Here is a 22293-nt window from a genome sequence, read left to right as displayed (position 1 = left end):
AAGCGGCATGCTGATCTGGAAATCATCAGAAGTACGTACTTGCGCACGCCTGTTCACAGTAGGTTGGAAACGGCATCCTTAGCTTATTTTATTGTATCAGAAACGATAATAAAAGCGAAGTTAGGCTTGAAAAAGCTTACATTTCATGTTACATTAAAATCGCATAACAGCAATGTGTTAACCGTTTTCATTGATCTTTTTTTGGCATATCCGCTGCATGACCTGTCTATACTGAATAACAGGAAAGCAACGATTAGTGAGGTGAAGGATAATGAATCCAAGTATCGTTATTCCGCGTGGAGAAGAGAAGGTTACGGTTGAACTAACTGTTAAGGAGGCATTGGCGCTGTCTGGTCAGCGTTTTAATGATCAGCCTCAGGTGAAGAGCGACGCGACACGTAAGCTGAAGCATGCCATTGATCGCAAGTTTGAAGTGTAGAGGCTAAGCGTTAATTTTATACTTAAGCATCTTATATACATGTTCCACGATCAGGAATGTCAGGGCGAGGTTGCTGCCTATGTACATTCCTTTTTTTCGTACTTTACATTTGCTTGATCATTCGGCACAATTAATTGTTGGATATTGACATCGAGCATCCACAGGGGAAGTTCAGTTAATTCTTAGTTGTGGTCATTATACTATTACACACTAATGGAGGCATAAACATGCGTTTACGCGGCAAAAAAGGCGCACCTGAGATGTTGGCGCAAATGTCCACACTCGTGGTGATGAGCCCTGAGGCCCATAAAGGAAAGTGGAAGGAACTTTTCGGCAACGATCGTCCGATCTATGTAGAATTTGGGATGGGCAAAGGCCAGTTTATTACGCAGATGAGTGTGCGTTACCCTGATATCAATTTTATTGGTATCGATATGTACGATGAATTGATTGCGCGTGCCAGCGAGAAAGCGCTAGCACTAGGTGAGCAGGCTGGAGAAGGGCTGGAGCATCCGGCTAACTTGAAGCTTGTGCGTGCAAACCTTGAATTTGTAGAAACGATCTTTGCAGAACAAGAGCTTGATCGTATTTACTTAAATTTCAGTGATCCATGGCCGAAGAAGAAACATGCGCGCCGTCGATTAACTCATCCAAGATTTGTAGAGAAGTACAGTCGGATTATGAACGATAACGCTGAGATTCATTTGAAGACGGACTCGGTGACTTTGTTTGAGTTCTCTTTAAATTCATTTGCTGATATGGGTCTCCAGATGACAAACATCTCGCTTGACTTGCACCGGGGTGGCTTGAATGAAGAACATGTTATGACGGAATACGAGCAGAAGTTCTCTGGCAAAGGGATGAACATTCATCGGGTTGAAGTCGTGATAGGATCGGCGGCTCTAGCACGCTATGAAGACAGAAAGTCACTGGTGAAACGCCGCTATTAATTCTATATGATGCTCGCAGTCATTTACACCTAAAAAGGTTCTCTTCCGATGACGGAAGGGAACCTTTTTGTATGATCTAATATACGATTGCTTTGGATAAGGAATGAGAGCGTCTCGATTACTTGGGTTCATGCTTATCAAAGAATGAGGTCAGAATCGTTTCGGCGCAAGCTTTGGGATTATACTGGGCCGCATTCTGTTCGTACAATCTACGGCGTTGAACGACTTCTTCATAATGCCGTACAAGTAGGTTCATCCATTTCGTAACCGTATGCGAGGACTCAATGGGTTCTCCATATCCTTTAGCAGTGAAGTAATGGCAGTTCTCTTCTTCCTGTCCTGGCAGTGGGCTGTAAAACAGCATTGGAATACCTTTAGCTAATGCTTCAGTACAAGTCATGCCCCCAGGCTTGGTAACAAGTAAATCGGCTACGTCCATCAGTTGATCGATCTCATTGGTATAACCAATTAAATGCACGTTCTCGTGTCGGAACCGTGGGTTGCGCAACAAGCGATTGCGCAGTTTCTCGTTGCTGCCGATGCAGAAAACAAATTGGACGTCCCCTCGCCATCTGGTTAATAGTTCATTCACGTCGTTAGGGTCCATTAATCCCCAGCCACCCCCCATTACGAGGACGGTTGGCATTTCCTTTAAACCAAATTTGTCTCGGATGGCTGACTTGGTGTCGCGATCGTGCTTCTCCCAGAACTTAGGATGGACAGGAATGCCCGTTACATGGATACGTTCTGCACGTACACCATGATTCATTAACTTGTCTTTAACTTCCGGAGTAGATACCAAGTATTTGGATACTGCCGGGCTCACCCAGGCAGCATGTGCGTCATAATCGGTAATGAGCGTATACAGCGGCGCAGTTAGACCGTGTTTGCGTAGCCGAGATACGACCGCGTTAGGTATCGGGTGCGTACATACGATCATGTCGGGCTTTAATTGCTTCATCACGGCCATTGCATGCGTATAAAATACACGGTGCAGTGCTAATGTCGTTAGACGATTCAATGACCGGTGATACTGGGTCTTATACATAAATCCGACAAGTTTAGGTTGTACAGTTACCGTTCTCCGATAAGCATGGATAATAAGCGGAGCCATCTTGGGATTCAGGAAGCTGCCCAGCTCAATAACACGTGTTTGTACGTGTGGCGACAGCTTACGTAAGCTGACTGCGAGCGCATGAGCGGCTTGAGTGTGACCTGCGCCGAAGCGTTCCGATAACAACAAAATGCGCTTCTTGCTTCCCCAGTCCTCTTCAGGCAATCCCATATCAGAAGAAGGGAGCAATGTAACAGCTTGTTGCATGGTCGTCACCTTTCTTTTTTTATAATTTAAGTAACCAAGTCCTTTTATCATAATAAGTTCACTACGTATAAGTGCAGGAAAAAGTTGCATGATAACCAAAACCAGGTTGTAGTCCAGCCCAATTCAACTTATTTAACCTTGCCACAACATGACAGTTCCCACAGCAGCACTAGTCCCAAGCAAGGCACCGACTAAGCAGTCTGATGGATAATGTAGCCCAAGATACATCCGTGATAAAGCTACAATGCCAGTTATAGGTAGCAGTAGCCATGCAAGCATCGGCACCATCATGATGCAGGGAACTACAATTGAAAAGATTGCAGTGGTATGCCCAGATGGAAAGGAATGATCGATGAGCGGCTTCTTGAATGTCCGAATATTGGGCAACGCCAGATGTGGACGAATTCTAGGATATATTTTCTTAATGAGTGCTACTGGAATGTGGCTTACGGTCAACGCTACCAAGCACTGCCATCCCACGGTGTCCCACGGATGCGGAGCGAACAGAGCCAGCAGCACCGAAAAGGTGATCGTAAAGGTTGCTCCTCCTAAATGGGTCAGCGTGTACAATATAATGTTAAGGAATCGGTGATGCAGACGATGATTAATCCAGAAAAATAATTGTCGCTCACGATGTCCGAGCCACGCGATAACACGGGTCATGGTCTTCCCTCCGTTATGCGGTATATTCAATAAGTAGGGTAACAAAATAACATTATCAGAAGATGATCGATTTGTGAATTTTCAATTAAGAAAGTTCAGCAAATACTCATCGTGTACCTCTTATAAAAACTGCCATCTAATGCATCTTCACGATCTTTTTACATCGCCTTGATATGCAGTCTATATTGTCATTTTACCCTAATAGGTGTGTAAGGGAAAATGTTAATATTGGAGGGGGCTTCTTATGCGTGTTGCGTTGTTAACTGATACGTATTGGCCGGAGCTTAATGGAGCAGCAAGAACGTTGAAACGTTGGACGCAATATTTATGCAAGCATCATGTACCCGTTCGTGTCATTGCACCTAAACCGCAACACCCCTTAAAGAATGAGTGGAGTGTTAACCGCGTCTTTAGCATTCCATTTGCGGTGTATCCAGACTGCCGCTTTGCCCTGCCGAATCCTTCATGGATAGGACGCCAGTTGGATCGCTTTAATCCTTCAATTATTCATGTTGCGACTCCGTTCTCGCTTGGCTTGATCGGAGTTCGTTATGCGCGTTCTCGTGGAATTCCCCTTGTTGCATCTTACCATACTCATTTTGATCAATATTTGAAGTTTTATCATTTAGAGTCTTTGGAGATGCTGTTATGGAATATATGCGCTGGTTTCATCGAGATTGCCAAGCTGTTTATGCCCCATCTTCCTATACAAAGAGAATGCTTGAAGCCCAGGGCTGGAATCGGCTGCACATTTGGACTCGGGGAGTTGATGCGCAACTATTTAAGCCGTTAACGCCTGTAGAGAAAAGGATTGGACGAATTAAGCTCGGAATGCCTACCGATCGCCAGATCATGCTGTATGTGGGCAGAATGGCAGCCGAGAAATCTGTAGATCTGTTAATTGAAGCTTATGCTGCACTTCCAGTAGCTCAATTGGAAGAAAGCTTGCTTGTGCTCGTTGGCGACGGGCCAGAACGCATCAGGCTGGAACGTCAGGCGCGATTGCTCCAAGCTCAGCGCCTGCATGGCGATGGCACCTTGCTCGACATTCGGTTTGTTGATTTTCAACCTCAAGATAAGCTTCCCCTATATTACGGGATCTCGGACTGGTTTGTATTTCCGTCCGCAAGTGAGACATTTGGCAACGTCATTCTTGAAGCAATGTCTTGTGGCTTACCTGTCATTACGACACAATCGGGTGCTGCGGCTGAGCTTGTAATATCCGATGCAACCGGCTGGCTGGTTCCTTCGTATGACATAAAGGCCCTTAGCGACATTCTGCTGCGTGCGCATGTGGAATCGTCGCGCAGCACAGTGATGGGGAGCGCGGGAAGACGCTGCGCTGAACGTCGTTCGTGGGATCAGGTGTTTTGTGGAATTTTAGATCAATATAGACAGATCGCTAATGTTCCACACTGTTGGGAAGCTTAACAAACGGTTAACGCAGTTTGGTAAAAAAATGGAATGTGTCGTTAGTTTTCGTCTGAGATGGAAATGCTATTTGAATTATGTTCACAAAAACATCACATTTATAAATTGACGAATATTCCCGTTTCAGTTTCGTATTTCTTGGTTAACAGGTAGTAGTTGCTGCAACCTTATGTATGTCCAGTACGTTAAATAGTGAAGTACGGCGTACAGAGTAAGAACCGACACGACGTTTATTAATGTTATCAACCCTAGTAACAACGCTGCGCTGCTTTCGACATTCGTTGCAAAAAGGAGGTCTAAAGCCATAAAAACGGTGCATTTGGATGAAAATAAAACGAAATGAAGCATTAAAGCATGATCCGATGACTTTTCTCTTGACATAATGGCAAATATTAAACCTAGAAGGCTGTGGAAGCCAATAAAAGGTTTTGACAAAAGAGGGCAAACGTTAGAAAATCGTGTTTGACCGTTTTCTGTTTCGTTACAATAAAAATAGATAAAGACGTAACTGAAAAATGGCTGATGTAAGTTTGAATTGGTTACTTTAACAGATTATAGAGAAAAAAGAACCAATGTTTCAGGGGTATATAAATAAAGGGGGACACCTAATCATGGTGGAAAAGTGGCTTGTTGCCTTGCAAGTTATATTGGCGGCAATCGGGGTTTATCAATTTACCTTGTCGCTGTTTGGTATTTACAGAAAAAAGAAGCATAAAGAATACGAGCCGAAGAAGACCTTTGCGGTTTTGGTTGCGGCACATAATGAAGAAGCCGTTATTGATGCACTCATGGAGAATCTGAAGACAGTAGATTATCCAAAGGATATGTATGATGTGTTTGTTATCTGTGACAATTGTACGGATAATACGGCTGACATTGTACGCGAGCATGGCTGGACAGCATGTGAACGCCATAATCCTCATCAACGCGGAAAAGGATTTGCCATTGAATGGATGTTGAAGAAGCTGTGGGAAATGCCTCGTCAATTCGATGCGGTGGTCATGCTTGATGCGGACAACTTGGTCAGCCCTGATTTTCTGCGTGAAATGAACAACGATCTGTGTTCTGGAGCGCGCGTCATTCAAGGATATATTGATACAAAAAATCCGCATGACTCATGGATTACTGCGGCATATGGTGTTACTTATTGGTATTGCAATCGCTTGTGGCAGTTGTCCCGTACGAACTTAAAGATGGCTAATTTCTTAGGCGGCACCGGTATGTGTTTCGAGAACCAGCTGCTGAAAGATATGGGCTGGGGTGCGACAAGCTTGGTAGAGGATTTGGAGTTTACCGTTCGTTGCGTGAAAAATGGCGTAAATCCCGTATTTAACTACAAGGCACGTGTGTATGACGAGAAACCACTTACGTTCAAGGCTTCGGCACGTCAGCGGTTGCGTTGGATGCAGGGACACTTTACGGTTGCTCGCCGTTATTTCTTCCCGCTGCTGTGGCAGAGTTTGAAGGAACGCAACTTGGCGAAGTTTGATACTGCATTATATACGATTACTGTGTATACGGTGCTCGTTACGTTTTTACTTACCGGTTATATGTGGGTGGATGCGGCGTTGTTTAACGGACCGAATTTCCCTACGCTCTATGAATACTTGCCGACTTGGTTGGCAGTTGTATCGGTTGTAGCTACGTGCGCGGCCTTTATATTGGCGCTCATTCTAGAGGGCGTCAAGTCGTGGCGTGTATATGCATCGCTTATTACGTTCCCAATCTTCCTGTTGTCTTGGTGGCCAATTACGTTTTATGCGTTCTTTACACAGAACAACAAAGTATGGAGCCATACGGAGCACACGCGTGTCGTTCGTTTGGATGAAGTGCACGGCAAACAAGTAAGTTAAGTCATTTCCACATGGAATAAATACGCAAGCAGGAGAGGGGCAGTTGCTGCCTCTCTTTTTTGTGTGGGAAGGGCCAGTTCATGGCATATAAGAAATCGGAGTATTAGTGGAAATGCTATGTAGTTGTTAAATTAACGCATGCCAGGGCAGTCTACATATGGAGTACAAAGTTCCAGTTATACTTCTGGGAATATATACTCAGTTTGGATGCAGAGATTGGAAGGAGAATTAGAGTGGGACGACAGTGGTTTGCCAGAGGGAGAAGAAAGTTGAACTGCATGCTGTTCATCCTGCTTTTTGCAGCCTTGTGGAGCAGCACAAGCAGTACAACGATAGCAGCTTCCGGAGACAAGGCTGTAAAGCCCGTCTGGGATGCAAGATCAATTGGCAGCTTTATTCAACCTAATATTACGTATGAGTGGACAGCTCAGGATTGGTTGGAAGAACTGTCTATTTTAAAAGAAGCAGGTAATCGTCTTGTTATTATTCAATGGACGGGGGATTCGAAGAAGAAAGAAACGATCTATCCGACTGCTCTGGCTGGCTTTAAGCAGGATGCAAAGTACAAGGGAGACCCATTGGAGTTCGCGCTTCAGGCAGCTGATTCTTTGGGCTTGGAAGTGTGGCTGGGTCTGAATGAGAATCAGGATTGGTACAAATATCATGCGGATCAACAGGTGTGGCTTCATCAGCTTTTTACATATGGATTAAAATTTGTGGATGAGCTACAGGCTCGTTATGCTGAGCACCCCTCTTTGAAGGGATATTATTTGAACAATGAGATGGAAAATTGCAGTTATCAGAGCAAAGCCTCCATTCGAAATCTGGCCGCAGAGTTTAAACGGATTGTGGATCACGTGCATGCGCTGCCAGGTAATATGAAGACGTCGACGGCTCCGGCGCTTTGGCCTGAAAGTTGGTGTACTCAATCTCCTGCACAGAATCAACGAGCATGGAAACAGACTTGGGATGGTATTTTACAGCAGGTAGCTCTGGATTACCTTATTGTCCAGGATGGGTTGGGTGGGGGTTACCGCAGTAAAGAGGCAACCATACAATGGTATGCGTTTATGAAGTCGGTGACGGATCGGCACCCAATGACCAAGCTGTGGGCAGATGTGGAGACATTCCGCTCTGTCAACCCAGAACCTTGGTTTGCAGAACCGATGCCGATTCGTGAGGTCGTGCAGCATATGCAGCGGATTAAGCCTTACGTTGACGAACTGATTACGTTCTCTTATGACCATTATCAAAGTCCAAAGATTGTTGGTGTTTCATATTATCACGAAACATATTTACAGTACGTGAGAACAGGGCGAGTAGACTCTGAAGCTCCTACCGTTCCTTCAGGCTTGCAAGTGGCCGCATGGGGGACAGATAAAGTAAAGCTGGTCTGGCAGCCCTCGTCCGATAATATCGGGGCTATGTACTACGTTTATCGCGATGGGGTGAAGATCGGAAAGTCCTACGTGCCGCAGTATCAGGATTCCGGGCTTATCCCGAATACAACGTACAGGTATAGGATAGAGGCGGCAGATGCCGCGGGCAATCGTTCACGGTTATCAGATCCTATCTCAATTGCGACGTCCTATCAAGCGACGGACTGGGCGCTCGGCAAATCTTACGTCGTATCGATGCCGGCGAACTCAGCTTATCCGGACCGCGAAAGCAAGTTGACGGATGGAAATGCTGCCAGTAATGAACCGTTAGACCCGGCTTGGCAGGGCAGAAAGGCTGGCAGGATGCCGGAAACGTATACGGTAATTCTGGATCTAGAGAAAATACGACCAGTGGAGGGTGTTTCGCTGCAGTTCCTGACCCATGGTGCGGTAGGCGCAGTGCTGCCGGACACAGTGGAGTATTGGATATCGGATGACAATATCAACTATCGATCATTGGGACAGGCGCCTTATCGCAGTGCCAATTACGGTGAACCAGCAGTTAATCGCCAGGTTCAGTTTGGACTTGTATTTCCACAAGCACAGGCTCGTTACGTCAAGGCTGTTATTACGATAATGCCAGAATCGTGGGTTTTTATGGATGAATTTCATGTAGATCATTACAAAGGAGCAGGGATACCGATTAAGGAGCCGCTAGAGCGGGTAAGCCTGCATAAGCCCTACACAGTGTCTCACGCCGCTGCATCATCTTACCCAGATCAGAGACGTGTCAAGCTGACTGACGGTAAGCTTGGCAGCGTTGAATATACAGATTCCGCCTGGCAAGGTCGAGCGGATATTGCCAAGTACAGTGTGACACTGGATCTTCTTCGTCCTGTAATGCTTCGTCGCCTGGACGCTTCATTTCTGCGTGACGAAGGTGCGGCTATTCGCCTGCCTGAATATATAACGGTGAGGACGTCCACAGATGGTCAGCGGTTTACAACAAGAGGTACACTTAATAAAGTGCCCGCAAACCATAAGTCACGTCAAGCCTATATCTTCAAGCTGACCAGCACTGTCAAAGCCAGATATGTACAGGTAGAAATCATAACTTCGAGCGGCTGGTCTTTCATGGATGAAATGACGGTATATCGCTGAAAAAAGATAAAGAAAAAAAGATAACAAGAGGCTGATAAGAAATTCAATTAAATTCAATTAAATTAAATGAAGTTAAGTTAACTTAAGACTTGACGATTATATTTGTGTGTGATATATTACTTGAGTATGATTAATGAAAAGCAGAGGCGCCCGCTTCTCACCTGACCGACTTTGGTTGGCTGGTCTTTGAACTTTACCGTACTGACGGTACTCACTCGATAATGTATAGTGAGGGATGTGGGCTCTTTTGAGAGCTAACATCCCTTTTTTTGATGAAGTTTGGTAAATCGTATTTGGAGGTGGCAGGTCATTAGTAAGGATCATATTATCAACGAAGAAATTCGTGCGAAGGAAGTACGTCTTGTAGGTGCCGAAGGTGAGCAAATCGGGATTAAGCCTTTCCGTGAAGCTCTTCAGATGGCTATTGATGCGAACCTGGATCTTGTAAATGTGGCTCCTCAGGCTAAGCCTCCTGTGTGCCGCATTATGGACTACGGGAAGTTCCGTTATGAGCAGCAGAAGAAAGAGAAGGAAGCACGCAAGAACCAGAAGATCGTTGATCTTAAAGAAGTATGGTTCCGTGCCAACATTGATGAGCATGACTTCCAGACAAAGCTGCGTAATGTTATTAAGTTCTTGGGCGAAGGCGACAAAGTAAAATGCTCTGTTCGTTTCCGCGGCCGTGAAATCGCGCATGCAGCAGTTGGTCAACGTGTGTTGGAGCGTGTAAAGACGGAAACTGTCGATCTTTGCATCATTGAGCGCCAACCGAAGTTGGAAGGACGCAGCATGATTATGATATTGGCACCTAAGACTACTTAATTTAACGATTAAATGGTCCCGCCACGCAGGTGAAGGTGGCGGCTTGGATTAATTATTGAGGAGGAAATGATAATGCCTAAAATGAAAACGCACAGCAGCCTTAAAGGCCGCTTCAAAATCACTGGTACTGGTAAAGTTCGCCGTTATAAATCGGGCCGTAACCACTTGCTTTCACACAAGTCGAAACGTACTAAGCGCGTATTGGCAACAAGCCCAGTAATGGCTGCTGGTGACGTTCGTCGTCTGAAGCAACAATTGGCTAACTTGAAGTAATGAATTTATTCGCTCTCGTGTGTGCGCCACACGAAGCATAAGCATTTATATGCATATTAGAATCAATTGGGAGGTTACCTAGAATGGCTCGAGTTAAAGGCGGATTTACTACACGTCGTCGTCATAAGAAAGTATTGAAACTAGCTAAAGGTTACTTTGGCTCCAAACACCGTTTATTCAAAACAGCAAACGAGCAAGTGATGAAATCCTTGCTGTATGCATACCGCGATCGTCGCGTTAAGAAACGTGATTTCCGCAAATTGTGGATCGCTCGTATTAACGCAGCAGCTCGCATGAACGGTTTGTCTTACAGCAAATTCATGCACGGCTTGAAGTTGGCTGAAGTTAACATCAACCGTAAAATGCTTGCTGACTTGGCAGTGAACGATATCAATGCGTTCAACTCCTTGGCTGCTGTAGCAAAAGAAAAAGTAAACGCATAGTTCAGTTTTTGAGCTGGGCATTTCATAGAGTGCACCCTTTAGATGAACATAGGACGTTGTCCTGTGTAATCTGACGGGTGCACTTTTTGGTTTGTAATGAAGTAAAGGAGCAAAGCAAAAAGCGTATTTCCTTGTGATCATTAGCGCTAGATAGTAACAGTCATTTTTATAAAAGGAACGGGTTTCTTTAAGTAGTACTGCTCGACAAATCCGTGTTTTTGGTAGAGTTGAATAGCACGGGTATTGCTAGGCTCCACGAATAAGGAACATCTGGGCATTCCTGCTTGCCTTGCTTGATGAGAGGCCTCTTGCATAAGCACGTTGCCTACTCCCAGACCTTGATAGCGGGGAGCAGTAGCTATAAAGTTAATATACCACTCATCAATAGTTCTGGCTGTTAGTCTTTGCGACTGGATGCCAAGCAGAGGGTGGAGGCAGTGATAGGCTACCAGCTTAATACCGCCAGCACGAATCAATAAAGACAACGGCAGGTCTGCACAGGAGCTAGTTTCAACATCAAATGAGGTGAGTAAACCAGCAGGAGTGCCATTTAATTCTGCAATTAAACTGGCTTGATAATAAAAAGGATTCGGTTCAGCAGTCCATAATACTTGCATAACCTTTCTAGCGATTTCTTGACGCCCGCCCCCCAGCAATCTCTCGATGAGGCCACCTCCAGCAGATATTATCCGATCAAAGGCAAAATTAAAATCTGTTTTACAGGCTGGCCTAACAACGATTGTTCTCACCTTGGACACCTCCTGTAAAGTGACATGGCTGTTTATGTTTAGCCTTTCTGTAGGGTTCTTCTCTTACGAGGTGACCATGAATAACTTTAAGGAATAAAAGTGGAATCAGCCACTCAAAGCCCAGGATAGGAGGAATAGCATAAAGTTGAATGAGGATGGCTAATAGAATGATAAGAATAGATACTGGACGTTTTACATACAAAGGGGTAATGGAGACAATGACGACAGAAGTCATAAATAGGAGATACCATATTAATCCGTATGTGATATTCATGGGGCCATACAGCAGACCTACGACAAGAGGGTGAATGTGAAAGCTGCTGAATAGAAATTTATTCTTTACGATTGCAGCCCATTTGCTTTCAGTTGCTAGCAGGGGAGTATGGTAGAAACGTTTGCAAGAATTCAGGGAATTGCTCACGAGGCCACCTCCAATATCAAAAGCGAGGAGGAAGGCAATCGTGATCTGAAGCCAATTCCATTGCACATAACCTGTGAGCAGCAAGTAAATTAACAATGCGACAAGTGCAATACAGCCTGAGTATCCAAGTGCTTTTTCTTCGGGATAAGCGCCAGTTCCAGCACCTAAATCTTCCTTGCCGCTATAATGCCAATCAATACGCGTATGCTCTCCCATATGTTCACTCTCCCCGTTCTTTGTGGGTGGATCGGATACTTAGATTACCTTGAAGCACAAATTCAATACCTCTCTGATGAGCAAGCAGCATGTCATCATATTGATATTCGTCCATGAGCACATACAAGCTAAGCTGGTGAGTGACGCAAGCGGCAATACAAGTGAGTGCGGGCTGCAGGACCAAATCGTGATCAGCTTCTTCCATAACTGATTTTAGCAGCTGCTCGATATGACTAATGATAAACTGATCCAGCTTAAATAAGCTGCTGCGAGTTAAGGTAGAGGCGCTGGCCTGGCTGCCATACACAACGGAGAAGAAGTCCTTTAACAAATCCTTGTTAACTGATTTAATTTTGCTTAAATAATAATCAATGATGCTAGTAATCGCTGCTGACAGCTCTCTGATGCTGTGGATAGACTGATCAGGGAGTGTGTAGGGCTGGATCACCGTATCACCAAACATGGCACTGACGAACAGGTCACCTTTCGAATGAAAATAGTTAAACAACGTTCCTTCACCGATGCCTGCTGCCTTGGCTACTTTAGATGTGGTTACTTTGCCATAGCCTACTTGCATAAATTGATCATAGGCATGCTCCAAAATTAGCTTTCTAGTCGCTTCTTTCTTAGCTGTTCGTATACCGCTCATCGTACAACTCCTTTCAATTATGAGCAAACTAAATTATGAGTATACTCATAATTATTGTCGATAAGGTAACATTTGTCAAGTGAAAAGCGAAGATATATAAAATGCACCTGATAAGCTTACCCATGAGGGGCGCTCTATCAGGTGCATTTTTTGCTACTCACTAATTTTTTCAAATGTCGTATCATATAAGCGGAACATCGTTTTATAGCCAGATTCATCAATTTTGATACCAACATCCAGTGTTCCTGTTAATTCAAGCGGTCCTGATGTGTAACGGAGCTTCGTATCATTGGGGACAAAGACCATCATAATCTTGTTCCAGTACGTTTCATCACCGTTGTCAAATGGACATTCTGCACCTGGCGCAGGGATAAGCAGGAACCAGTTCTTATCAAAGGAAAGTACTTCTCCCATGTATCCTTTTATTGTTACTTGTTTACCGCTTAGCTCCCAAAATTTCTCCGATGGTGTGTTTTGCTTCTCATTATCAAAAAATTCGGACCATAACAACGTATTCGAGTAAGACTTTGGCGCATGTTGCTGCACAACAGGTTTTGACTGCGATTTGGCTGGTTCGTTTTTGCTATCAGGACTACGACCTTGTACAGCTGCGGGCTTATTCAGCTTTTTGTCATTCACAGCTAATTGAGATGCTTTCACTTGAGTTGATTTTTGAGCTGATGGTGACGTACCTTCCGACTTGGATAACTTGGGAGGTGTAGTTCGCATTGGATCTGTCGATTTGTGAAGCGCCGCTTTCCTTTCTAGATGGGTATCATTATCAGGAGCAGGGTTTTTCCTGCTATCAGTAGTTGATTGTCTCACAGGGGGGACCTTGTCTACAGCACCTTGAGTCGTTTGCGCTGTATCCCCATTGGGCGCTTGTGTGGATGACGTCGCCGTAAACTTGTTCCCAGACGTACTTAAGGAAGCATCGATGGTCTTCTTATCATAGGCTGAGCTTGTTTGCTCCTCAGGGTTACCATCAGTAGATTCGGGTATGTCTTTGACATCAGTCCCTTCTCGGGAGGCTGTGTCTCCAATAGTAGGAGCTTTTTCAGCTGTGACGACACTATTAGTTGTTGTTTTAGATGCGGCTGCTGCAAAAGAATCTGGTAATTGACCATTAGGTAATTTAGATTGTCCGCAGCCAGCTAGCAGAATTCCACAGGCCATAGCAGCCGTAATAGCCAACGCTGCATTTCGATTCATATCTATCCCTCGCTTTAGTAGGAAATGAAGTCTAAGCTTGACATGGTGTAGCTAATTCTTAAACAGTTGCAGTGGATCGACCCGATATACTTTCCATGCTGGGCCGATGGAGGCGATAAAGCCAATAAGTAGTGTGCCAAGCAGGAGCCAACCTTCTCCAGATACGATCCGGGCCGCGTTAACATGAACGCCGGTCCATTCTAGAATAGAACTGGCACATAGATACGTAACAAGATGACCGAGCAGAAGGCCGAACACCAGTCCAACGCAAGTCAACAGCATTCCTTCACCAATGAGTACGGACCATACATATCGCCTTGACTTGCCAACAAGACGCATAAGACCCACATCTTTTTTACGTTCAGTGACAACTGATGTTAACGAGAGGAGCAGGGAAATGGCGGCGAGTACAACACAGATCATGGAGACAAAGCTGACTAACTCGGTTCCCTGATCTACAACATTTACAACGTCCGCTACAGATTTGCTCGTATAGGCGGCTTGAACGTCAACACGCTTGTCATACTTGTTCTTGATGAATTGTGTCCCAAGCAGTGACTTGGGCTGCACTAGAATGGCGGTAATGGTTTTGTCTTCATCATGTGTAATGCCATGAACATGCCAAGCATAATCAACAGTTGTAAATACAGCTCGATCATCAGCAGTGCCCAGTGACGGAAGGATGCCTACAATTTTGTACTCGAAATGCTCATGATCATCATGATGCTCTTGTGCATTACGGTTAGCGGTCGCCTGATCCAGATGTGTTTCTGACAAATCCGAAGACTCTTCCACATGGGTGTTGTCTTCATGGTGCTCATCAGGATGTATTCCCTGCTCCTGTTCCTGTTCCTGATCCTTGGTAGTAGAATTAACATTTGTTCCCGAATTCGTATCAAATGACTTTCCACCTTCGTGAACAAGCCCGTGACTGCCGTGAAAGGTGTCTCCGACCTTTAGATCGAGCATTTTGGCAACATGAGCGCCTACGATCGTTTCACCTGTACGGGCATACATATTGCCAGCTTGCAGTCTCTGGTCGCCGTAACGTGTCAGGAAATAATCAGGCTCGATGCCTACAATAGGATAACGATTATAAGCATCTCCAGCAGTCATAGCATACACGTGAGCTGCCTCTGGCTCTTGCTTCAAATCTTGCAGCACCTGCAGCGGAATGTTGCCAATTGGTGATCCAACACGGTAATAGGTGTTTAACACCAGTTGTGTCTGACTGCCTTTTGCTCCTATAGTAAGTTCAAAGGGACCATAGCCTTTCTCCGCGCTCTGTTCGACGCCATCGCTTGCTTGTAATAAGATGACGAGTAGCCCGGTAGTAAGCGTTATGGATAATATCGTTAACAGCGATAATACTTTTCGATGCATCACATTGCGCCATAAGATGTGAAAAACATTCATGCTTGCTGCGCTCCTTTCAAGCTAGGACCAGTACCGTAAAGCTTATGGTTAAGACGCTGCGTACAACGATTGATCTCCTCAATATGAACCTGCATTGGATATCGCAAAGCGAGATGCTGATCGTGCGTGACGGTGATCAAAGTAGCCTTTTCTTCCCTTGATAGGGACAAAAGCAGATTCATAGTGTCATGGGCTGTCTCAAAGTCGAGACTTCCAGTTGGTTCATCTGCAAGCAAGAGTGCAGGACGGTTAACTAGGGCGCGAACAATTGCAACTCGCTGCTGCTGTCCTCTGGACAGTTGCCCAGGCAGATGATTCATTCTATCTTGCAGACCAACACGTTCAAACCATTGCTGAATATGGGCATAACGTTCGCGCCCTCTGTGTGGGCCTTCATAGACTAATTCAATGTTCTGTCTAGCTGTGAGAGAGGATATGAGATGGAAATCCTGAAATATGATTCCGATATGTTTGGCACGGAAGTGATCTCGCTGCATCTCATTCATCTGATGCAATGGCTGATCCATAATATGCAGCTCGCCTTCGTCGAGCGGGAGCACGCCGCATAGCAGATATAGAAGTGTACTTTTTCCGCTGCCGCTTGGTCCAAGAAGTGCAATTTGTTCCCCTTGTTGTATGTGCCAGTTCTCAACATGGACAATCGGCAGTTCCTGCTGCTGCGTGCGATAGGACTTGCGAATCTGGTGGATTTGTATCATCGGACACCTCACGAGAAAGGGCAGGATGACAGCTGCCATCCTGCCCATTATTTGACTGCTCTTATTTTAATACAATTCGCTCAGATAGAGAGTCCCACTTCAAAGCATTCCCTGTCAATTTGCTGAAGGCATCCAAGTTTAAGTAGAGAACGTTACGGTCTATTTCGGCTGGAAGTGATGTCGCTTGGCCATTTACGGTTACAGTTGTACCGTTCTTCACTTGCAGCGTCACTTTTCCTTTTTTAAATGTTGTCACGTTATTCTTATTATCGCTTGTTACAGTAATGCCAAGCGACTTGGCAAGTGCAGGAGCAGGATACATGACGCTGCCTTCGCGTGTCACTTTGAATTTCGGATAGAGATGCTTGCTTTGCAAGTCGGCAGATGCTTTGTTCAGATCTAATCCTGCAGTTTTAGCTGCACTCTTGGCGATATCAGTATTATCGATTTGCCCTTTTACGGACTGTGCAATTGGACCATATGCCCAGACGCCAACATCAACTGCAGAGTGACCGTGGCCGGACCAGCCGACCAAATAACGCTTCGACATTACTGCGTTAAATGCACCTTCTTGTGCATAAGAAGACTTGTCACCGTCGATAATGAATTGAGCTTCTTCTTCTGTCAGATCGTTATATCCTGTATACTTTTGTACGAGCTGCTTAATTTCAGCAGTTGTTTTAACTGCTTTTAATTTGGGGCCAAGCTGTTCGGAAGAGATCTTTTGTTTGTTCCAAGAGTCAACATTTAGCTCGTAAATATCATCACGTGACAGGGACAAGCCGCCTGTCTCATGGTCTGCCGTAATAACAACTGATGTGTTGCCGTCTTTTTTTGCATAATCCAGAGCTACTTTGACAGCAGCGTCAAAATCAAGCATCTCTTGAATAACGGATGCGAAATCATTCGCATGGCCGGCATGGTCAATACGGCCGCCCTCAACCATCATCGTAAAGCCTTTTTTGTTCGTAGCGAGCGATTCGATTGCTTTCTTCGTCATATCTGCCAAGCTTGGTGTCTCCTGCTTGCGGTCGATGACGTAGTCAACATGGGAATCATTAAACAGACCCAGAATTTTTCCGTTTTTGGCAGTCAAGGCGTTCAGCCCTTTTTTATCGTATATGACTTTATAGCCCTTAGCTTGGAAATCGGGAATGATTGATTTTCCTTCGCGCTTGCCTTTCTCGTCTTTGCCCACGAAGTGGCGCTTGCCGCCGCCGAGAAGCACGTCTACGCCAGATGTAAGGTATTGAGTCGCGATTGCATTCTCGTTATCGCGATTGCGGACATGTGATGCATATACGGCAGGTGTAGCATGCGTGATACGTGCCGTAGTAACAAGGCCAGTCGATTTGCCAACTTGTTCAGAGGCTTCAATAATGGATGCGAAAGGCTTGGATATGTCCTCATTTGAAACACTGATTGCGGCATTATATGTCTTGTGTCCTGTAGCAAATGCAGTTCCGGCGGATGCGGAGTCCGTAACTTCACCTGATACGACTTTGTTCCCGTCTTCGCCTTTGTCAGCAAAAGTAGTCGCTTGACCTACATAGATGCTGTCGATGTTCAGGTGGGGCTTGTTCAACTTGTTTTTGGAGAAGATCCGTGCAGCAGATACTTGTGCTGGACCCATGCCGTCGCCAATGAGGACGATCAAGTTTTTGGAAGAAGGCTTGGCATTTTTGTTAGCATTCGTTTGGGCTGCGTCTGTTTGCAATGCACCATATGGGAGCATAAGCAGCGCCAAGCCAGTAACTAACGATTTACGTACATATTTGTTCAACAGTAACCCCTCCAACTATTTTTGGTTTAACAAGTTCATTGTAAAGGTTGATTGTTAAGTCGCTTTTAAGTACGTGTAAAGTTCGTGTAAATAAATCCGCTGGTGCCATAGCATTTTCCAAACCAATAGGCTTCATGCTATAAATTATCCATTGACCTAACCGGACTCCTAAGCTTACAATTCCTTTACGAATGCCGTACGGAAGAGAGGAACATTTAACGTGATTGATGTATCGCAGATTAATATTCATCAACTTATTATTCATAAAGTAGGAAGCGCCGCCCGTGACGAGGGAGTATGGGTTTCACGGGATTTAACCGATGTAGCGGGAGATGATGAGCTGCGGCTTGCGCTTACGCAATATTTTGTTAAGCCGTTTAAGTTTGATTGGTTTTATCGGCTTCACCATGAAGCAGATCTGAGCATGAATGAGATTTATACGTTTGCTTCCCGCATATTCGATCAGCCGGCAACTTTTCAAGAGCAATCGGTTCATATTCTGAACCACTTATACGCACAGTCTACACACCCTCAGATTAAGCCGGGAGAATTGTACGTTACTCATTTTAATAATGTGCTCTATGGGAACTTTAGCGTAGACGCGATCGGTATATTTAAGTCGGAAAATAAAGATGCGTTTCTGCAAGTAAAGGAGAAGTCAGACACGGATCTGGGTGTCTACTTGCAAGAAGGTATTAACATCAAGAAGCTGGATAAAGGATGTATTATATTTAATTTATATGCAGATTCGGGATATCGGGTATGTATGGTAGATACGGGCAGTCGTGGTTTTGAGGAAGCGCAATATTGGAAAGATGATTTCTTGCAGCTTGCGATGGTAGAGGACGAGCATTATTATACGGATGAGGCTATTACGATGTGCAGTGAATTTTATGACAGCGTCATTGCGCCTGCCTCAGAGCTGCCGGAGAAGAAAGAGAAGCTGGAGTTCATCAATAGCACGATGGAATACTTTTCTAAGCATGATACGTTTGATGAGCAATCGTTTGTGGATACCGTGCTGCATGAGCGGCCTCAACATGCACAGCATGCACCGATGTTTAAGGCATACAAGGAAACTTATGAGGAAGCAAATGATCTACCTCCTTTTGATGCGATGCCGATTTCACATGTGGCTCTCAAGAAGGCAAAGCAGTCGATACGCAATAACATCAAAACGGATACGGGAATTGACATCAAGTTGAAAAATGAAAGTTTCCCCTATTTGGAGCGCGGGTATGATGAGGAGCGCCAAATGTATTTCTATAAAGTGTATTTTAACGAGGAAGAATAGATGGCAATAAGTCGCACGCCCCTGTTAGCTGGGTTAACAGGAGGTGTGCTTTTTTTTGTTATTTTGTGCTCAAATATTTCGAGTTGTTAACTAGCTATAAGGATGTGAATTAATAAATTCTATTGTCTCCCCTTTGAGGACAGATAGGTCTATCGTGTAATATTTACGTTGTATTGCAGTCAGCCTCAACAGCAATATAATAAAGCTGCATGTGAATGAATGCGGAGCAGCTGTTCAACTCTTTAGTGAAAAGAAACCCTCGCGAAAATTAGCTGGGTGACCTTGTATTCAAATCAAACAACTGCGATAAGGTTGCAGGGAATACAATCTATTGTTGGTATTATTGAGCGACTGGTAAGGAATAGCTTAAGAAGTGTATCACACGTAAACATAAATAGAATTCACGATGAGCCTGCAAAAGCTGTATCAATAATCCATCCAACTGGAGTTGGTGATTCAGTTCTATCATGAATACGCATGAAATTACTGGATAATATGCGCGCTGCAAAATAGCAGCATAATCTGTTGTTTATGTCCATTGGGGGAGGACAGTTGTTGTTAAATTGGAAGTGCTCGCCGTATTCGACTTCATCTGTCCACCGAGCCGATAAGTTTGCTGGGTCAAGGTCATCTGCTTTAACAACATAAGCTCCCTACATTCATCAGAGGCAGCTTATGTTGCTTGCTGCTCAAGCTGTTAATGCAGCCGTCTTAAGTTTTATTTTGAGTTGAATGCCATTGGTTGACATAATCGTGGAGTATATGGCGAATTGCTCGTCCAATCTGTAAATAAGCCTCATCATTGAGATTTGCAAGTGATATACGGATCGACCACGCCGGTCCGTGGAATCCGCCGCCGTTCAGCAAAACGATTGATGATTCCTCGGCTAACCGAAACAAAATGTCCACAGGTTCAAAATTTTCCTGTAAGTAGTTTGCGAAGTCTTCTCCACAATGTCGGCGTGCCCATACGAGCAAATCAAATTCAGTATAGTAGCTTGCATCATAGGCGTTATGAACAACGTCCATGTCAAGTCCTTCGTAGAGCATTGCTTTGCGGCGTCGGCAAATACTTTTCGTTAAATCTTTATAGGTATTTTGTTTATCTAGCAGACCTGCGATCGCAAACAATGCCATTTGCACCTGCTGTGGTGTGGATAACCCCGCAGTATGGTTAAGTGCGACTTGTCGACTATCGGCTACGATACGATCGATAAAGGTTATCTTCTCAGGATGAGTCGTCAGTGCGCTATATCTGGATTGGATGACATCACGTTTTGCTGTCGGTAGACTTCGAATCAGTTCGTCAAAAACGTTGTTGTCATGCACAACAATTACCCCGAGCCGCCAACCAGTCACACCGTAATATTTTGAAAATGAGTATACCCCGATGCTGTTCCGCGGAATATCCGTCATGATTGACCTGAATTGATCAACGAAGGTACAGTACACATCGTCCATAATAATCATTAAATTCGGATGATGATTATGAATGATTTGGACCAGCTTATTTACCGTACAAGGCTTCACCGCCACCGAAGGCGGATTACTCGGATTAACGCAGAATAAAGCCTTAATGCTAGTGTCCTTCAGTTTTTCAATCTCTGAATCGGGATACTGCCAGCTGTGTGAACCGTCCGCATTTGTGCCGCTTGCTATAATATATTTAATCTTAAAATGATATTGGGGCAAATGTGGAATTTCCAGATACGGCGTAAAGATTGGCACCATAATGGCGATCGTATCCCCTGATTCCAACAGCTGATTAGCGATCAAAGAGTCAAAAATATAACACATAGCTGCAGTAGCACCTTCGACCGCATAAATGCGGGCATGCCCTTGCAGTGATGTGCCGCCATAAAGCTCCTGACAAAGGAAGTCGTAAACTACTTTTTCGATTTGGGGAAGCATGCGGTCGGGATATGGGTAATGTCCGCCAATTATGCCGTCAACCAGTTCATATACCCAATCATCTGGACGCATGTTGTGCGTTTTCACACCGTAGGCGATGACTGCCTCCAGAAAGTCGATGCCTGCCGTGTAACGATGTTTGGCAGCATAGGTTCTAAACCTGTCATAGCTCCCTTGTCGTTCTGGCAGGCCAGCAAGTCCGGGGTCAACGTAGTGAACCCGCTTGCATTCCTCAATAGCGAATTGCCCCAATGCAAAAAAAGCTTCGCGTGGCTCTGTTGAAATCCAGTTTGGATTCCCTCTTCCTGCGTTCAGCATGGTTTGTGCATGTGCAGTAGCGTTCTCGTTTGCAAAGCTGATCAGTGTGTCCTTTAATTCAAAGGGACTAATAGAGCCGTATATTCGCTCCATGTCTCGACGTTGCGGATGGTCAGGTTTGATCATGGATTCCCTCTTCTTTAAAAAAATTTGGATCGTTCGAGCCGTCCTGACAGCATGACTATATTTAAAGATAACGATACGATATAGTCCTACGGCTATCGTGGGCAAACACTACGAATGGCAGTTATCTTCTCTACATTTTGTCCAAAAAAAGGAATGTTATGAGGGGAATGCAGTGCAGCTTTTACTTTCTAGGACTCTAGCACAGATTGGAAGTTGATAGGGTTACCAATACAAGCAGCCTTGTCTATCGTGCATAAGCTAAATCGTAGGAACGAAAAAGGAGGAGTTCTCATGCGTGGAGTTACACAAGCCGAGGCCCGCAAATGGGTAGGCAAGCGCATCTATGCGGTGCGTAAAAATGGCTCTGTAATTACTGGCAAGCTTGTCCGGATAGCTGGAAACCGACTTGTCCTGGAGCAGCCAAAAGGCAAACAAGCAAAAACAAAGGCGATCCTGCCTTTAGTATTGTTTGACTTGCTAGCCATTGGTGCTTTTAGCAGCAATCCATATGGTTATGGTGGCGGTTACGGTGGCTATGGAGGTGGCTATGGCGGCGGTTACGGCGGCTACGGTGGCGGTTATGGCGGCGGCTACGGGTGCTGCGGTGGACAGTACGGCAATGCCTATCGACAAGGAGAGAAATAGGCCGGTCGCGTGAGGATGTAAGGCGAGTGGGCAGCCCGGAGCGGGAGACTCCGGGCTGTTTGGCATGAAGGTAGGGAAGAGTAGGTAGATATTGTGTCC

21 protein-coding genes are annotated in these 22293 nt (G+C 45.0%); 11 read left to right on the top strand and 10 right to left on the bottom strand.

What is annotated here, in order from left to right:
- Nucleotides 1-271: 271 nt before the first annotated feature.
- Together MH117_RS21165 and trmB are read left to right on the top strand one after the other, a co-directional pair.
- Nucleotides 272-439, top strand: a complete 168-nt coding sequence (locus MH117_RS21165; protein ID WP_239332196.1) for a hypothetical protein — start codon at nucleotides 272-274, stop codon at nucleotides 437-439.
- A 227-nt stretch (nucleotides 440-666) separates the two neighbouring features.
- On the top strand, nucleotides 667-1389 hold the full coding sequence (gene trmB, locus MH117_RS21160; protein ID WP_239332194.1) for a tRNA (guanosine(46)-N7)-methyltransferase TrmB: 723 nt from the start codon (nucleotides 667-669) through the stop codon (nucleotides 1387-1389).
- A gap of 118 nt (nucleotides 1390-1507) precedes the next feature.
- Here trmB and MH117_RS21155 read toward each other — a convergent pair whose 3' ends face one another.
- Both MH117_RS21155 and MH117_RS21150 read right to left on the bottom strand, forming a co-directional pair.
- Nucleotides 1508-2674, bottom strand: a complete 1167-nt coding sequence (locus MH117_RS21155; RefSeq protein ID WP_239332395.1) for an MGDG synthase family glycosyltransferase — start codon at nucleotides 2672-2674, stop codon at nucleotides 1508-1510.
- A gap of 168 nt (nucleotides 2675-2842) precedes the next feature.
- Entirely contained in the window at nucleotides 2843-3373 is a 531-nt protein-coding gene (locus MH117_RS21150; protein ID WP_239332192.1) for a phosphatase PAP2 family protein, read from the bottom strand.
- A 244-nt stretch (nucleotides 3374-3617) separates the two neighbouring features.
- Here MH117_RS21150 and MH117_RS21145 point away from each other — a divergent pair, with 244 nt between their 5' ends.
- From MH117_RS21145 to rplT, 7 genes are all read left to right on the top strand, one after another.
- Nucleotides 3618-4166: a glycosyltransferase gene (locus MH117_RS21145; protein ID WP_239332190.1), complete on the top strand. Its 549-nt coding sequence runs from the start codon at nucleotides 3618-3620 to the stop codon at nucleotides 4164-4166.
- The gene (locus tag MH117_RS21140; protein WP_343224478.1) at nucleotides 4091-4804 is read left to right on the top strand and encodes a glycosyltransferase; all 714 of its coding nucleotides are present in this window, start codon (nucleotides 4091-4093) and stop codon (nucleotides 4802-4804) included. The genes MH117_RS21145 and MH117_RS21140 overlap by 76 nt, the downstream gene beginning before the upstream one ends.
- A 611-nt stretch (nucleotides 4805-5415) precedes the next feature.
- Nucleotides 5416-6657, top strand: a complete 1242-nt coding sequence (locus MH117_RS21135; protein ID WP_239332186.1) for a glycosyltransferase family 2 protein — start codon at nucleotides 5416-5418, stop codon at nucleotides 6655-6657.
- 233 nt (nucleotides 6658-6890) lie between these two features.
- The gene (locus MH117_RS21130) at nucleotides 6891-9197 is read left to right on the top strand and encodes a DUF4434 domain-containing protein (RefSeq protein ID WP_239332184.1); all 2307 of its coding nucleotides are present in this window, start codon (nucleotides 6891-6893) and stop codon (nucleotides 9195-9197) included.
- 324 nt (nucleotides 9198-9521) lie between these two features.
- Complete coding sequence (infC, locus tag MH117_RS21125) at nucleotides 9522-10019, top strand: translation initiation factor IF-3 (protein WP_239332393.1); 498 nt, start codon at nucleotides 9522-9524, stop codon at nucleotides 10017-10019.
- Nucleotides 10020-10091: 72 nt separating this feature from the next.
- Nucleotides 10092-10292 carry a 50S ribosomal protein L35 gene (gene rpmI, locus MH117_RS21120; protein WP_239332182.1) on the top strand — a complete coding sequence of 67 codons (201 nt, stop codon included), beginning with the start codon at nucleotides 10092-10094 and terminating at the stop codon, nucleotides 10290-10292.
- An 83-nt stretch (nucleotides 10293-10375) separates the two neighbouring features.
- Nucleotides 10376-10735: a 50S ribosomal protein L20 gene (rplT, locus tag MH117_RS21115; RefSeq protein WP_239332180.1), complete on the top strand. Its 360-nt coding sequence runs from the start codon at nucleotides 10376-10378 to the stop codon at nucleotides 10733-10735.
- Nucleotides 10736-10881: 146 nt separating this feature from the next.
- On the opposite strand, the gene MH117_RS21110 is transcribed toward rplT, so the two are convergent.
- The 7 genes from MH117_RS21110 to MH117_RS21080 form a co-directional block, all read right to left on the bottom strand.
- Complete coding sequence (locus tag MH117_RS21110; protein ID WP_239332178.1) at nucleotides 10882-11484, bottom strand: GNAT family N-acetyltransferase; 603 nt, start codon at nucleotides 11482-11484, stop codon at nucleotides 10882-10884.
- The gene (locus tag MH117_RS21105; RefSeq protein ID WP_239332176.1) at nucleotides 11465-12121 is read right to left on the bottom strand and encodes a hypothetical protein; all 657 of its coding nucleotides are present in this window, start codon (nucleotides 12119-12121) and stop codon (nucleotides 11465-11467) included. The genes MH117_RS21110 and MH117_RS21105 overlap by 20 nt, the downstream gene beginning before the upstream one ends.
- Nucleotides 12122-12125: 4 nt before the next feature.
- A complete protein-coding gene (locus MH117_RS21100; RefSeq protein WP_239332174.1) occupies nucleotides 12126-12770 on the bottom strand; it encodes a TetR/AcrR family transcriptional regulator in 645 nt (214 codons plus the stop codon).
- A gap of 153 nt (nucleotides 12771-12923) precedes the next feature.
- Nucleotides 12924-13982, bottom strand: coding sequence for a hypothetical protein (locus MH117_RS21095; protein ID WP_239332172.1), 1059 nt, complete (start codon nucleotides 13980-13982; stop codon nucleotides 12924-12926).
- Nucleotides 13983-14033: 51 nt separating this feature from the next.
- The gene (locus MH117_RS21090) at nucleotides 14034-15398 is read right to left on the bottom strand and encodes an ABC transporter permease (protein WP_239332170.1); all 1365 of its coding nucleotides are present in this window, start codon (nucleotides 15396-15398) and stop codon (nucleotides 14034-14036) included.
- Nucleotides 15395-16117 carry an ABC transporter ATP-binding protein gene (locus tag MH117_RS21085; RefSeq protein ID WP_239332168.1) on the bottom strand — a complete coding sequence of 241 codons (723 nt, stop codon included), beginning with the start codon at nucleotides 16115-16117 and terminating at the stop codon, nucleotides 15395-15397. The genes MH117_RS21090 and MH117_RS21085 overlap by 4 nt, the downstream gene beginning before the upstream one ends.
- A 61-nt stretch (nucleotides 16118-16178) precedes the next feature.
- On the bottom strand, nucleotides 16179-17852 hold the full coding sequence (locus MH117_RS21080) for an alkaline phosphatase (RefSeq protein ID WP_239332391.1): 1674 nt from the start codon (nucleotides 17850-17852) through the stop codon (nucleotides 16179-16181).
- 268 nt (nucleotides 17853-18120) lie between these two features.
- On the opposite strand from MH117_RS21080, the gene MH117_RS21075 reads away from it, so the two are divergent.
- A complete protein-coding gene (locus tag MH117_RS21075; RefSeq protein ID WP_239332166.1) occupies nucleotides 18121-19194 on the top strand; it encodes a nucleoid-associated protein in 1074 nt (357 codons plus the stop codon).
- A 711-nt stretch (nucleotides 19195-19905) separates the two neighbouring features.
- On the opposite strand, the gene aspD is transcribed toward MH117_RS21075, so the two are convergent.
- Nucleotides 19906-21549: an aspartate 4-decarboxylase gene (gene aspD, locus MH117_RS21070; protein ID WP_239332164.1), complete on the bottom strand. Its 1644-nt coding sequence runs from the start codon at nucleotides 21547-21549 to the stop codon at nucleotides 19906-19908.
- A 291-nt stretch (nucleotides 21550-21840) separates the two neighbouring features.
- Between aspD and MH117_RS21065 the strand changes: the two genes are divergently transcribed.
- Entirely contained in the window at nucleotides 21841-22194 is a 354-nt protein-coding gene (locus MH117_RS21065; protein ID WP_239332162.1) for a hypothetical protein, read from the top strand.
- Nucleotides 22195-22293: the final 99 nt, after the last annotated feature.

Source organism: Paenibacillus sp. ACRRX (assembly GCF_022346885.1).
Classification (GTDB): Bacteria; Bacillota; Bacilli; order Paenibacillales; family Paenibacillaceae; genus Paenibacillus_B.
Note: the sequence above shows the minus strand (reverse complement) of the source record. Positions and strands in the feature narration are given on the sequence as shown.